The organism is Acinetobacter sp. YK3, assembly GCF_001729365.1.
Classification (GTDB): Bacteria; Pseudomonadota; Gammaproteobacteria; order Pseudomonadales; family Moraxellaceae; genus Acinetobacter; species Acinetobacter vivianii.
Genome location: NZ_LZPJ01000110.1, coordinates 17,294 through 30,427, shown reverse-complemented (window position 1 = coordinate 30,427; position 13,134 = coordinate 17,294). Strand labels below are relative to the sequence as shown.

Sequence of the window (13,134 nt, the reverse complement as noted above, 5' to 3'; positions counted from 1 at the left end):
TTTTCGTCTATTAGAATGAATTACATGCATCATTCTAAAAATTAGAACAGTATCGGCATTAAAATTGCTTTTGTATTTGCACTAGTTTTTATATTGAGAGCACGTAATGGCCCTGCCATTTTCACGTTTTGCAGAATATTTTATGGCTGTAGCCAAAACAGGAAGCTTGAGAAAAGCAGCCGATCAACTTTTCATTTCTGTATCCGCAGTCCATCGGCAAATTGTTCTGGCGGAAGAAGAACTTGGGGTGAGCTTATTCGAACGACTTCCGAATGGGTTAAAACTGACTTTGGCTGGTGAATTGCTCTATGCCGATTTACGCACTTGGCAAAAAGGCTATCAAATTACGCAAAAACGTTTAGGTGAAATTCAGGGCTTGCAGCGAGGCTCGATTGAGTTTGGAATGATTTCTGCATTGAGCGAGAGCTTTGTCAGCACTGTTATTCAGTCGATTCACCAACAATATCCATGGATTAATTTTCAGATTCATGTATTGGACAGTGACAATGTGGCGGATCTGGTGATGAATGCAGATCTCGACTTTGGTTTAATTCTTAATCCTAAACATCAGCATCAGTTACAGATCAGTGCATTTATAGAAATGCCCTTAGGCTTTGTGATTCCCAAGCAGCATCATTTAGCCCATAAAGAAAAAATCTATTTCTCGGATACATTGGAGTTTAATCATATCCTGCCTGCCGAACCTTTGATTATTCATGATCATGTTACGGCCCTATATAAAAAACAGGACTTTCATCCACCGCATAAAATTGAATGTAATGATATTCGTATGATGATTGCCTTACTCAGACAAAACCTAGGTATTGGCCTGATGAGTTATCTGGATGCCGCGCCATATATTGAAAATGGTGAATGTGTATTTAGAACAATTGACGATAATGGACTGCATCCGATTACGGTTGCATTATGTGTTGCACCAAAACGGCAACTTTCCCGGATTGCGCAAATCATGATGAATCAAATCATTGCAGAAATGGAAGCACTAAAATTGCGCATGTATAAACATATTTAGCAAATAAAATTGTATTTTTGCACCAAAATAAATCAATTAAACCATTGATTTTAATAAATATAATATTTGACACCCGATTATTCTATCGAGTAATTTGATGTGAAGATTCAATGATTTCACAATTCAGGCATTGCTATGGTTCAGTCCAATACAGACATTGATTTTACGACCAATTATCCTCGAGATATGATTGGTTATGCTGATCGCCCTCCACACGCCAAATGGCCCAATCAGGCAAAAATCGCTGTCCAGTTTGTGCTGAATTATGAGGAAGGTGGAGAAAAACATATCCTGCATGGTGATGATGGTTCAGAACAGTTTTTGTCTGAAATCAGTGGTGCCGAAAGTTATCCTGCACGACACCTTTCAATGGACTCAATCTATGAATATGGTTCACGGGTCGGTTTCTGGCGGATTCAGCAAGAATTTGCCAAACGCCAATTGCCCATGACTATTTTTGCTGTGGCGATGGCGTTGCAACGAAATCCACTGGTGGTCGAGGCGATTAAACAGCACAACTATGATGTGGTCTCGCATGGCTTACGCTGGATTCATTATCAAAATATGGATATTGAAACCGAGAAGCAACATATGGCTGAAGCCATGCAAATATTCAAAGACCTGTTTGGTAAAATGCCAACGGGTTGGTACACAGGACGCGATAGCCCGAATACCCGCCAATTATTGGCTGAATATGATCATGTGCAATATGACAGTGATTATTACGGCGATGACTTACCTTTTTGGACAACACTCAGTAATGAAACGGGCACAACACGACCGCATTTAATTATTCCCTATACGCTCGATACCAACGATATGAAGTTTGCTTCACCGACTGGTTTTAATCGTAGTGAGGATTTCTTTGAATATTTAAAAGATGCTTTTGATGTATTGTATGCGGAAGGTGCATCGAGTCCGAAGATGCTTTCGATTGGTATGCATTGCCGGATTTTAGGACGGCCTGCCCGTTTTAAGGCGCTACAACGTTTTCTAGACTATGTTCAAAATCATGATCGGGTCTGGATTTGTACCCGCCAACAAATTGCTGAGCATTGGTATACGCATCATCCTTATCAAGGATAAGCAGTCTTACCAACAATCTATTGATATACAAATAATTATAATAATCTTAACGGGGTCTTGCCGAGTTCTCATCCAATTTCAAGATAAACCTGCGGTTCGCCCTACTTTTCTTTCGGGAAAAGTAGGCAAAACCATTGTCATTTGCAAAACCTGTCCACTTCTTATATCTACCATATACTAACTAGCTGTATAAAACTTTATATATTATTGACACCATGCAGGTTGCAAATGACGTTTCCGAGTATCATATTTTCTGTATATCGCTCCATCTACTTAGGCTATTTTTGCCATGTCCATACTCCGCTGTTGTAACAGCTTTACGGCTTGCTTTGCTTGCCAAGCCAACTCCATCATATCCAGATCAGGAATCTGATCATTCTCCATCACCATTTTCCCTGCAACAAACATGGCCTTGATATGCGCCCGTCCAGCACTTGCCACAGGCCCTATCGCCAAGTCATGTAAACCGAAATAACGTGGATCGTCCAATTGATACACCACCAAGTCGGCCTGTTGCCCTACTTCAATCGTACCAACTTGATCTAAGCCCAATATCTTGGCGCCGCCCGCTGTTCCCCAACGGATCACATCCTCAATACTGGCAGCATCTGCACCACCTTCAAATTGCCCGCCCTGATATTGTGGTGTCGCCAACATGCCCTTTCTGGCCCGTTGCAATAACCATGTAGCATGGGTTTCAGACAACATATCTGCGGCTTCGTTGGAACCCGCACCATCTACCCCAATCGAAATCGTCATGCCTGCCTGTTCCAGTGCAACAAGATCAGCAATACCACTGCCCAAACGTGCATTACTCTGCGGACAGTGCGCGATTCCAGTTTGAGTTTGGCCCAACAACTGAATTTCTTCAGGCAGTAGTTTCACTAAATGCGCAAACCAGACATCACTTCCGATCCAGTCCTGTTCAGCGCAAAACTGGACTGGAGTCATACCAAATTTGGCTTTGGCAGCATCCAGATAGTCCACCGTTTCAGATAAATGACTATGCATCCGAATCCCGAATTGTCTGGCGATTTTGGCACTTTCCCGCAATTGTGCCGCTGTGGTCGAATGCAAGGTTGAAGTCGGTGCCATCACAATTTTTCGAAATGCATCTGAACCTGATTGATGATATTGCTGTACCAAACGCTCAATATCCATCATATAGTCTTCAAACTTCTCAGGGCGTAATGCTTGCGGCAACTCACTTTCCAAACCGCGCGTAAGCGTTGCACCACCACGACACAACACAAAACGCATGCCTAATTTTTCGGCTTCATCAAATAAAATTGCTGCACCATCGAACGGCATCTTTGGCCAATACAAATAATGGTGATCCGCCACTGTTGCGCAGCCTGAACGCAATAACTCGATTAAGCCAATCCGTACCGCAACCCTGAAAGTGTTTTCATCAAATGCACCACGAAACCGATACGGCGTACTGGCAAGCCATGAGGTCAGGTTTTGATTCAGTCCTTGTGGCTCGCCCTTCAATAAAGATTGGAATAAATGATGATGTGTATTCACCCACGCAGGATAAATTACACATTCTTTGGCATCAATCACCTGTTCATTCGGCTGGGCAGTTAACTGGCCGAGTTCAGTGATTTTACCTGCCTGAATACGAATATCACTGAATGAGCAACGCGCTGCATTGCCAGATAACCCTGTCAAAATGGCATGTGCATTTTTAATTAAATAACTATGATTCAGAGACATTAGACTCATACTTGCTCACTCTCATGCCATTTGTTTAAAAAGAACTGACTTAATAAAGACATCAAGACAAATAAGCCTAAACCTGTGCAGGTAATCAGGAATAATGCAGCAAACATCAGAGGTAAATCTAACTGAAAGCCTGCTTGCAAGATTTGATAAGCCAAACCTGCACTGGTTCCACCTGCTCCAGCAACAAATTCGGACACCACAGCACCGATCAGTGCCAAGCCACAGGAAATACGTAAGCCACCAAAGAAATAAGGCAAAGCGTTCGGTACCCGTAAGCGCATCAGAATCTGCCAGCGACTGGCTTTATTGATTTGAAAAAGATTGAGCAAGCCTTTATTGACACTACGCAAGCCCAAAGTGGTATTGGTCAGTATTGGGAAAACCGCAACCAGCATGGCACAGACCACCAATGCCAAAGTTGTATTTTGAATCCAGATAATGACCAATGGTGCAATCGCAACAATCGGTGTGACCTGAAATAAAATGGCATAAGGCATAAAACAGGCTTCGACCACACGACTTTGTACAAACACAAAAGCCACCAATGTGCCGATAATCACCGCACACACAAAAGCCAATAAGGTGATTTTTAGCGTGACCCATAAACTGCCAAATAACACACTGGACTGATTGACCATCGCCATAACGATATCACTCGGCTTTGGCACCACATAAATAGGCACTTCTAGCTGTTGAAAACTCAACTGCCAAAACAACAGGAAGATCAAACCAAGCCCAAGTGGCGCAGCAATACGTTGTACAGTTGGATGTTGTATCAAAGGTTTAATCATGATGATGTCCTCCACTTGCTTCAGCCAATAATTGCGATAGATGCGAACATTGTTGAATAAAGATGTCTGAGCTTCTAAAGGCTTCATCACGCAGATAAGGCCCTTCAATTTCCAGATCAGCGACCACCCGCCCAGGTCGAGCCCCCATCACAATCACGCGCGAAGATAAATACACCGCTTCATAAATACTATGCGTGACAAAAACCACGGTTAAATCACGTTCAGACCATAATTGGCGAATATCGCTATCCAGTTTATGGCGGGTAAATTCATCCAATGCGCCAAAAGGTTCATCCATTAACAATAAGTCGGGTTCCGTCACCAGTGCCCGAGCCAACGAAGCACGCATTTGCATGCCCCCTGAAAGTTCGCGTGGATAAGCTTTGTTAAACTTCTCTAAACCCACTGCTGCTAAAGCCGCCATCACTTTCGGAGTGCTAACTGATTTTGAGATATGTTGTAAATCGAGTGGCAAACGAACATTGTCTTCAATATTGCTCCACGGCATGAGCGTTGCTTCTTGAAACACCATAGCCATTTTGCATTGGGATTGAATATCAGCTTTACCATTCCAGCGCACCACACCGGCAGATGGGTGCTCCAGATCAGCAAACATTTTCAGTAAGGTACTTTTACCGCAACCTGATGGCCCGAGTAATGAAACAATCTCACCACGTGCAATATTTAAATCTAAACGCTGTAATGCATTGGTGCCATTCGGATAAGTTTTCTCTACACCTCTGGCCATGATCATTGGCGTGACAAAGCTTGAAGATTCATGGATTGGCGTATCCATTGGTAAAGCAGAATTCATATGGTTTCCCCTTTGTGCCAGTGCCCTATTTTTTAACCCTAAAAAATCCTGATCGACATTCCAGATTATTTGGCTGGTTTAATAAATTGCGTGGTATAAGCGGTTTTCCAATTGGTTTTAGTGTTCAGCAACCCTGCACTCACCATAAAATCTCGCGTTGCTTTCCAACGTGCATCCGTCATGACGCCAATGCCTTGAGTCTTGGCATCGCCACCATCAATCAATTTCAATTTCCGCATTTGCCCCACAGCAAACGTGAGTAATTCATCATTCATATTCGGATTTTCTTTTTTAATGATGCTATTGCCCAAGCGTGGATCAGCCAAATAGTTTTTCCATCCCTCCATAGACGCCTGAACAAAGCGACGCAGCACATCAGGTTTGTTTTGAATCACGTCATTTCGTGTCACTAAAATACCGCCATAAGCTGGATAGCCAGCATCAGCAAATAAAAAGAAATTACTCGATGGTTCTGCTTTTTTGGCCTGAAAGACTTCAGAGGTCGCATAGGCTTGTTGTGCGACATTTTTGCCTGCTAAAAAAGGCTGCATATTGAAGGTATACGGGCGAGCTTGTGCTGCATCTAATTTATATTTACCTTTTAACCAAGGCCACCAGCTTGCTTGTCCACTGGTCGAGACCAGGATCGTTTTTCCTTTCAGATCGGCCAAAGACTTTACATCGTTATGGGTTAGTACACCTTGCGGATCAAACTGAAATGGCGCCGCAACCGCTTTAATCGGAAAATTGCTTTCAATGCCTTTTAAGACCTGTAGATCATAGTTAATAATAATGTCAGCACGTTTTGATAATAATAAAGTCATGTTGTTGACTTGTGGCCCACCGATTTTAATATCGACATCAAGGCCGTATTTTTTATAAATTCCTTGTGCTAGTGCCTGATAATATCCACCTTGCTCAGCTTGCGCATACCATGTGGTTTGCAACACAAGTTTATCGGCTGCATAACTGGTTGAGCTGAGAACGGTGACAAAGCCCAATAACGCGCTCGCGATAACAGTACGTCGTCCTTTGCCTACATAGTGCTGAATATTCATAAGTAACACCCCTAAATCTGTATGGATTCATCTTGCTATTCTTTTTAGGGGGTCAATCAATGTATAAGCTACACATTTCTCTCAAAGCCAAACCCAATTGGCTTTGTCCCCGAAAGAGGAACAGCAAACGCTGTAGAGCAATGTCCCGCGTGTTTGGTACACACTGACCGCTTATACTCAGTAATGATTTAGCAAGCTCTGTGCCAAGATTGCTTTCACTTTATTTTTCATAGGCATAATCTAGTTTGAATTTATTTTTGATTATTTTTAGATGAATAAACAGTATTCATTATCTTGTTTTGTAGGCCATAAAAAATAAGACTGTATTAAAAATGCACTATTTTAAAACAGCTCAATGCGCAGAAATGAATCACTGACGCTGACGATTTAAATCCATATAAATATTTCAATGCAATCTTTTATAGATTGCTTGTTCATCTCGACACAACTGTTCAACCAACAAATCTTTATCAGTTTCCCGATATTTCATGCTCAAGCCCATTGTATAAATTGCTTGTGCTGATTGCCCTCCACGAGCTGCTTTATAAACTGGTATAAAAAATGCTTATGTGTTTATGTCAGAGTAGAAGCGTTCAGCATGCAGTCACAACAACTGCTATGTGGGTCATTGCTCAGAAATCAGCTCACGCTCTTCATAAGAAAATATCTTTTGAAGAAAGTGCGGCTCTTTTTTGAATGTGACCCCGTCTCTTTCAATGCATTGGATTGGGTCACGGTTTATCCAAAAGATGAGGTTGAAATATGAATAGCGCTAACATGACTCCAATCGCTGAAAATGACTACAGCTTAGAAGAACTACAAAAAGAAGCCCGTATGGGTGCTTTGGGACAAGAAACCTTTGAACGTGAAGTTCGGGTGATTGATTTATCCAACTTTGAACAACGAAAGTATGAGATTGCAGAACAGCTTTGGGCAGCAGCAACGGATATCGGTTTTTTTCAGGTCGCAAATCATGGTATCCCATTGGAACAGATTCAAACAGCTTTCGAGATGACACAGCAGTTTTTTGCTTTGCCCGAACCTGTCAAAGCGCGTTATCCACTGAATCGCAATGCGGGTTGGGAAAGTAAGGCACAAGTTCGTCCTTCGACCAGTACGCCAGATCAAAAAGAATCCTACCAAATCACTCGTCCCCGGATGGAAGGACTTTACCCAAGTGAGCAGGAATTACCGAACTTTAAAAAGACCATGCTGGAATTTGAACAGGCATGCTGGCAAGTCGGTATGAAAATACTGTCCTGCTTTGCTTATAAACTGGGTTTTGCCGATAACTTCTTTGCACTGGCGCATGATCCTGAGCAGGACAGCTATCAAAGTACCTTAAGAATGCTACATTACTACGCAATTGATCCAGCGCTTAAAGATCAATTGGGACTATGGCGTGCGGGTGCACATACCGATTTTGACTGTTTAACCCTGCTGTTCCAACGTCAAGGACAAGGTGGTTTGCAAGTCTGTCCTGGCAAGGATATGGAACAACAGCAATGGACCAGTATTGAACCACTCGACCATGTGATTACCTGTAATATTGGCGATATGCTGATGCGTTGGAGTGATGACCAGTTACCTTCTAATTTCCACCGTGTTAAAAACCCAGAAGCCAATGAATATCAAGGGCCGCGTTATAGTTTGGCATTCTTCTGCCAAGCCAATGAAGATGTGATCATTGAAAGCCCACAAAAGAAATATCCTGCAATCACGGCGAAAGAATATTTAAAACAACGCATCAGCGCCAACTTCAAAGGTAAATATTAATCCTCTATTCTTTGCAGACAGAGATAGATCGTCTCTGTCTGTTATTTCAGCTTTAGTCTATTTATTTTTATCATCTATGGTGGTGTTTGCGGTCTTTTGTGCGATCTCTTCAGATTTCTTTTCTTGGGTCTTTTTTGAGGGATAATGATTTTTCCAGTGCCTAAACCTCGGAAGAAATAATTAAAAAGATAAATAAATAAAAAACCAAAATAAAAAAACGGGAATATGGTAAAGACACTAAAGGTACTTTCCCAAAAAAGTACACCGATCCGATAATTATAACCGAACTGGATAAGTGCACCTCTACGACTACCATCCTGAAAGGAGATATTCTCTAAAAGAAAATGACTCATCCCCATGATAAAGCAGAATAAAAATATCCCTGAAACAATTGTTTTTTTAATCAGTGGCTTCTCCAGCCACGGGTATTTCTTCGATGCCTCAAACTCAGCTTGAAAGAATTTACGATAAATTTTTTCCTGAAACGCTTTGTTCACGCCTACTTTCTGAATAAATAACAGGCACATGTAACAACCCAAAACAAAGGCTAAAACAGTACAATAAATACTTGAAAGAATAGTAAAAAATGGCAATGGCCCTTTAGTCCCCACCGTAATCAACATCTGCTCTGTGATATAACGATAAATCTCATACTGCCACTGATTGCGTGGATATGCTGGAAATAAAAAGAGTGGTAAAACGAATACAATAATCAAAAGTGTGGTATGTATTTTCGTTTGTCTTTTTTCTTTAGCTTGTTGTTCAAGCACCAAACGCCTTTGTTCTAATTTTTCTTGCTTCTTTTGCTTTGTATGCTGTTCAAGCAATTCTCTTGCTACATAGCGTTTTGTTGACATAAAAAAAGAAATAAATATTTAGGTTATATACAAAAAATCTTAATTAAAAAAAGATTCGAATATTAATATGCTTGAGGATTCTAAATTAAAATGAATCACCTTCCAATATTTTAGTGTCAATATATTTTTCAATATACAGTCAGAGATTGATGATCTCTGACTGAGCTAAAGCTTCAGTAATCCATAAAGGTTGAGATAAATGATGCACATCGCAATTACTGCCGCCACCAATCCGATCTAGCACTAAAAAATCACTGTTTGCTTCTAAGGTAATTAAAGGATGGTGCCATACCCCTTGATGATAGGTAATTCCCTGCTGTCCATTGCTGATAAAAGCATAAATTAGCTGTTCATCAGGTCGTGTTTTGTCAAATGGTAACGCCACAACAATAATAAATTTCTGCTGCTGTAAAGGAATAAAAGACTGCGAACCATACGGATGCCGTTCTAACATCTCAATTTGGAATGGAATTGATGTTGCAAACAAATTATGAAAAATGCTCATCCCAACAGCAACATGATCACCTGAAATTTGCGCCAGTGATAAGGCGTGATAACGCTCAGTGAGTCCCTGATTAATCGGGATAAAGTCTTTGCCGCTCTTTTCAATGACCTCACCAAAAGCAGCAAAACTGTCCTGAGTTAAAGGTTGGATCTCAATATTTTTTTCATGCATATGTTTATTCTCTGCCATTTCTTATCAGCCCCATTGAATCACAATGAGGCGATTACTCATGAGAAATTATTCAACCACTTTTCCCCATAAACGAATCCGGCTAATTCCACCATCAGGAATCATATTGACTCGGATATAATTCACTTTTTGATGCTGAATGACTTCTGCTAGATATTCATGAATATTGTCCATCGTTAAAGGTTGCTGTTCCAATAAAAATGGCCAGAACATACTCTGTGGAATCAGTTGTGCATCGGTTGCATCTTCAATATAAGTCGCTTGTATTGAACAAAATGCGGGGAAATTGCCTTTGAAATATGCGGTATCGACTTCAATTTTTTCAACTGATCCAGCTTGTCCCAAAGCAATAATGCACCAATCAAAACCAGGTGCACGACGGCGTTTAGTTTCCCAGCCATCACCCATGTTTAAACCACGATCAGGATTGAGCAAATTATTTGGATGCCCAAAATGTGCATCACTAAAAGCCACAATACGCCCACCATTTTTTAAACCAATCAGGTCGATCTGCTGGGATGTATCTACATTTTCGACCACCACACGGCCATACACCCTTAAACGGGCAATCCCGCCATCAGGGAAAATGTTAATGCGAATATGCGTGATTTTCTGTGCGCTACAATCAAAAAAATGATGCTGGTCTGGAGATAAAACCGAATTTTCTAATAAGGGTATCCATTCAATATTGTCTAATTGATTGTCTGGTGCATAACATCCTTCTACAGAGGCAGAAGCTGGATAATTGCCTGTAAAGAAAGAAGTATCAATATCAAATCCAGATACCAGCCCTGCCACACCTAGACGGACAATACACCAATCATAGCCAGCTTCACGCTTGCGTCGGGTTTCCCATCCGTCCATCCATTTACCATTGTCATCATATTTTCCCTCAACAAATTGAGCTGGCGTGCTTTGCAACATTCTTTCTGCCTGTGCAAAGAACTCGTCTGAACAGCTCACAATCGTTGCACCAATTCGGGCATCAGCAAGATTAGTTAACGCTTGAAAATGGCTCGGTAAAGTTACTGTTTTGGCAATATGCACTGTCATCGATCAATCCTGAACATTTCATTTCTATTCTGTTATGCAAAAACCAGTCCAACTGGTCTGACCTGTTATCAAAATATAGCGATTTTTTATCAGGAACAACAACAAAAATAGAAATTTTGTGTAGAATCAAATTGTTCATTTTAAAGATAAGGTACGTGGCTTATGAGTCCACAAGCAATGCTCAATGGAAAATCATCTCAGGTGACTGAGCAAGCTGTGGAAGTGATTCATCAACGCATTCAGCAAGGTACTTATCCTGTCGATTCAACACTCCCTTCGCAACGCGATCTTGCCGTCCAGTTAGGCATCAGTCGGGCCTCCTTGCGTGAAGCTTTAACACGTCTTGCTGCCTTGGGATTATTGGAAATCAAGGCTGGAAAAGGCGTTTATGTTATTTCAAAACATAGTCAGGCTGCCGAGCAATGGGAAGGTGAACACCGCGTTTCACTCAAAGATTTCTATCAATTACGCTATGTACTGGAAGGTTTTTGTGCCCTACTGGCTTGTGAATATTTAACTGAAAATGATAAATCGATCTTAGAGCAACATTACCAATTGCTTGCCGCTGCAATCAAACAACAAGACTGGACAACAGCTTCTGAGGCAGATTATGCTTTTCACCAGCACATTATTGAATTGAGCCACAATCAATCTATTATTCAAACACTTAAAATGCATACCGAATGGATTAAAAAGAGTCAAATTCTTCCTTTTGTTCAGCCAAATCTGGCATTTAAAACCATTCAGGAACATGAGCTGATTCTACAAGCCTTGTTTAGACAAGATGCAGAAGCGGCTGAAAAAGCCATGCAAGCGCATATTATTGGTGCGGCACAACGAGCAGGCGTATATTTCTCTCGACATGACAATTGAAGATCACCAGACTACTCAAATTAATTACTTAAATCATCACCCTGCACCACTTTGCATCATGTCCCGAACCACATCAATGCAAGCTCAATAATTATGCATTTTAATAAAGCATAACAACTGGTATGACCAGTAAAACCAGTTATTAAAATTGGCACACTTCTCGCTTAGAACTGTTTAGAAACTTTTTAAATATTTAGGATCTGAACAATGAATATTGCAATTGTTGGTGCTGGTATGGGTGGTCTAACTGCGGGTATCGCTTTAAAAAAATTTGGCCATCAAGTTACCATCTATGAACAAGCAGCCGAGATCTTACCTGTAGGTGCAGCGATTTCACTTTGGTCAAATGGCGTGAAGTGTCTTAATTATTTAGGTTTAACCGACCAGATTCAGGCCTTAGGCGGTCAAATGGAATCTTTGGCCTATGTTGATGGTCACAGTCAGCAAACCATGACGCAATTCAGCTTGTCGCCTTTATACAAGGAAGTTGGACAACGTGCCTATCCTGTTGCCCGAGCTGATCTACAGCACTTATTAATGCAACAATTTGGTCTGGAAGATATCAAACTGGGCATGAAAATGACCGCGATTGAAACGCATCAAGATGAGGTGACCATTCATTTTCAGGATGATTCTCAAATCAAAGCTGATTTACTGATTGGTGCAGATGGTACACATTCCCTCACCCGACAATTTGTACTCGGCTATCAAGTCGAACGTCGTTATGCAGGTTATGTAAACTGGAACGGATTGGTCGAAATTGATGAAACCATTGCACCTGCCATGCAATGGACAACCTATATTGGTGAAGGTAAACGCGTATCGCTGATGCCTGTTGCACAAAACCGTTTCTATTTCTTTTTTGATGTGCCATTAGATGCAGGGCTAACAAATGATCGTGCCTATTACAAACAAGAGCTAAAGGCCCATTTTAAAGGTTGGTGTGAACCTGTACAAAAACTCATTGACCGTTTAGATGCACATAAAACCAACCGTGTTGAAATCCATGATATTGAACCGTTTATGGACTTCTACAAAGGACGTGTCGTGTTATTAGGCGATGCAGCGCATAGCACCACGCCTGATATTGGACAAGGCGGCTGTCAGGCCATGGAAGATGCGATTTATCTTGCTCGTGCCCTGCAAATTAATACCTTTGGTCTGGAAGATGCATTGGCACGTTATCAAAACAAACGTAATGATCGTACCAAGGAAATGGTCTTAAGAGCGCGCAAACGCTGCGATGTCACTCATATGAAAGACCCTCAAGTCACCCAAGAATGGTATCAGTCTCTCTATCAGGAACAAGGTTCACATATCATGCAAGGCATTATAAGCAATATCGTTGGTAACCCACTCGATTAGAACTTT

At 41.3% G+C, this 13,134-nt stretch carries 12 protein-coding genes; 5 read left to right on the top strand and 7 right to left on the bottom strand.

The window, feature by feature from the left end; genetic code table 11:
- The first annotated feature begins 106 nt into the window (after window positions 1–106).
- Both A9Z07_RS13270 and puuE read left to right on the top strand, forming a co-directional pair.
- Window positions 107–1,033, top strand: a complete 927-nt coding sequence (locus A9Z07_RS13270; RefSeq protein ID WP_069579261.1) for a LysR family transcriptional regulator — start codon at window positions 107–109, stop codon at window positions 1,031–1,033.
- A gap of 135 nt (window positions 1,034–1,168) precedes the next feature.
- Window positions 1,169–2,119 (top strand): allantoinase PuuE, encoded by a 951-nt coding sequence (puuE, locus tag A9Z07_RS13265; RefSeq protein WP_069579259.1) that lies wholly within the window; start codon window positions 1,169–1,171, stop codon window positions 2,117–2,119.
- Between the two features lie 273 nt (window positions 2,120–2,392).
- Here puuE and A9Z07_RS13260 read toward each other — a convergent pair whose 3' ends face one another.
- From A9Z07_RS13260 to A9Z07_RS13245, 4 genes are all read right to left on the bottom strand, one after another.
- Window positions 2,393–3,847, bottom strand: coding sequence for an amidohydrolase family protein (locus tag A9Z07_RS13260; protein WP_069579257.1), 1,455 nt, complete (start codon window positions 3,845–3,847; stop codon window positions 2,393–2,395).
- Window positions 3,844–4,638 carry an ABC transporter permease gene (locus A9Z07_RS13255; RefSeq protein ID WP_069579255.1) on the bottom strand — a complete coding sequence of 265 codons (795 nt, stop codon included), beginning with the start codon at window positions 4,636–4,638 and terminating at the stop codon, window positions 3,844–3,846. The genes A9Z07_RS13260 and A9Z07_RS13255 overlap by 4 nt, the downstream gene beginning before the upstream one ends.
- Window positions 4,631–5,452, bottom strand: a complete 822-nt coding sequence (locus A9Z07_RS13250) for an ABC transporter ATP-binding protein (protein WP_069579253.1) — start codon at window positions 5,450–5,452, stop codon at window positions 4,631–4,633. The genes A9Z07_RS13255 and A9Z07_RS13250 overlap by 8 nt, the downstream gene beginning before the upstream one ends.
- 65 nt (window positions 5,453–5,517) lie before the next feature.
- The gene (locus tag A9Z07_RS13245) at window positions 5,518–6,510 is read right to left on the bottom strand and encodes an ABC transporter substrate-binding protein (protein ID WP_069579251.1); all 993 of its coding nucleotides are present in this window, start codon (window positions 6,508–6,510) and stop codon (window positions 5,518–5,520) included.
- 762 nt (window positions 6,511–7,272) lie between these two features.
- Here A9Z07_RS13245 and A9Z07_RS13240 point away from each other — a divergent pair.
- On the top strand, window positions 7,273–8,286 hold the full coding sequence (locus A9Z07_RS13240) for an isopenicillin N synthase family dioxygenase (RefSeq protein WP_069579249.1): 1,014 nt from the start codon (window positions 7,273–7,275) through the stop codon (window positions 8,284–8,286).
- Window positions 8,287–8,360: 74 nt separating this feature from the next.
- On the opposite strand, the gene A9Z07_RS13235 is transcribed toward A9Z07_RS13240, so the two are convergent.
- The 3 genes from A9Z07_RS13235 to alc all read right to left on the bottom strand — a co-directional run bounded on the left by A9Z07_RS13235 (window position 8,361) and on the right by alc (window position 10,890).
- Window positions 8,361–9,143: a hypothetical protein gene (locus A9Z07_RS13235; RefSeq protein WP_069579248.1), complete on the bottom strand. Its 783-nt coding sequence runs from the start codon at window positions 9,141–9,143 to the stop codon at window positions 8,361–8,363.
- Between the two features lie 139 nt (window positions 9,144–9,282).
- Window positions 9,283–9,819, bottom strand: a complete 537-nt coding sequence (locus A9Z07_RS13230) for an ureidoglycolate lyase (RefSeq protein WP_069579300.1) — start codon at window positions 9,817–9,819, stop codon at window positions 9,283–9,285.
- A 66-nt stretch (window positions 9,820–9,885) separates the two neighbouring features.
- Window positions 9,886–10,890 (bottom strand): allantoicase, encoded by a 1,005-nt coding sequence (alc, locus tag A9Z07_RS13225; RefSeq protein WP_069579246.1) that lies wholly within the window; start codon window positions 10,888–10,890, stop codon window positions 9,886–9,888.
- 162 nt (window positions 10,891–11,052) lie between these two features.
- Here alc and A9Z07_RS13220 point away from each other — a divergent pair, with 162 nt between their 5' ends.
- Window positions 11,053–11,763 carry a FadR/GntR family transcriptional regulator gene (locus tag A9Z07_RS13220; protein ID WP_069579244.1) on the top strand — a complete coding sequence of 237 codons (711 nt, stop codon included), beginning with the start codon at window positions 11,053–11,055 and terminating at the stop codon, window positions 11,761–11,763.
- A gap of 207 nt (window positions 11,764–11,970) precedes the next feature.
- A complete protein-coding gene (hpxO, locus tag A9Z07_RS13215) occupies window positions 11,971–13,128 on the top strand; it encodes an FAD-dependent urate hydroxylase HpxO (RefSeq protein ID WP_069579242.1) in 1,158 nt (385 codons plus the stop codon).
- Window positions 13,129–13,134 lie beyond the last annotated feature (6 nt).

Coding starts and splice junctions, on each gene's coding strand:
- A9Z07_RS13245 (WP_069579251.1), bottom strand. CDS start 6,510: ATGAATATTCAGCACTATGTAGGCAAAGGACGACGTACTGTTATCGCG.
- A9Z07_RS13260 (WP_069579257.1), bottom strand. CDS start 3,847: ATGAGTCTAATGTCTCTGAATCATAGTTATTTAATTAAAAATGCACAT.
- A9Z07_RS13235 (WP_069579248.1), bottom strand. CDS start 9,143: ATGTCAACAAAACGCTATGTAGCAAGAGAATTGCTTGAACAGCATACA.
- hpxO (WP_069579242.1), top strand. CDS start 11,971: ATGAATATTGCAATTGTTGGTGCTGGTATGGGTGGTCTAACTGCGGGT.
- puuE (WP_069579259.1), top strand. CDS start 1,169: ATGGTTCAGTCCAATACAGACATTGATTTTACGACCAATTATCCTCGA.
- A9Z07_RS13220 (WP_069579244.1), top strand. CDS start 11,053: ATGAGTCCACAAGCAATGCTCAATGGAAAATCATCTCAGGTGACTGAG.
- A9Z07_RS13240 (WP_069579249.1), top strand. CDS start 7,273: ATGAATAGCGCTAACATGACTCCAATCGCTGAAAATGACTACAGCTTA.
- A9Z07_RS13270 (WP_069579261.1), top strand. CDS start 107: ATGGCCCTGCCATTTTCACGTTTTGCAGAATATTTTATGGCTGTAGCC.
- alc (WP_069579246.1), bottom strand. CDS start 10,890: ATGACAGTGCATATTGCCAAAACAGTAACTTTACCGAGCCATTTTCAA.
- A9Z07_RS13250 (WP_069579253.1), bottom strand. CDS start 5,452: ATGAATTCTGCTTTACCAATGGATACGCCAATCCATGAATCTTCAAGC.
- A9Z07_RS13255 (WP_069579255.1), bottom strand. CDS start 4,638: ATGATTAAACCTTTGATACAACATCCAACTGTACAACGTATTGCTGCG.
- A9Z07_RS13230 (WP_069579300.1), bottom strand. CDS start 9,819: ATGCATGAAAAAAATATTGAGATCCAACCTTTAACTCAGGACAGTTTT.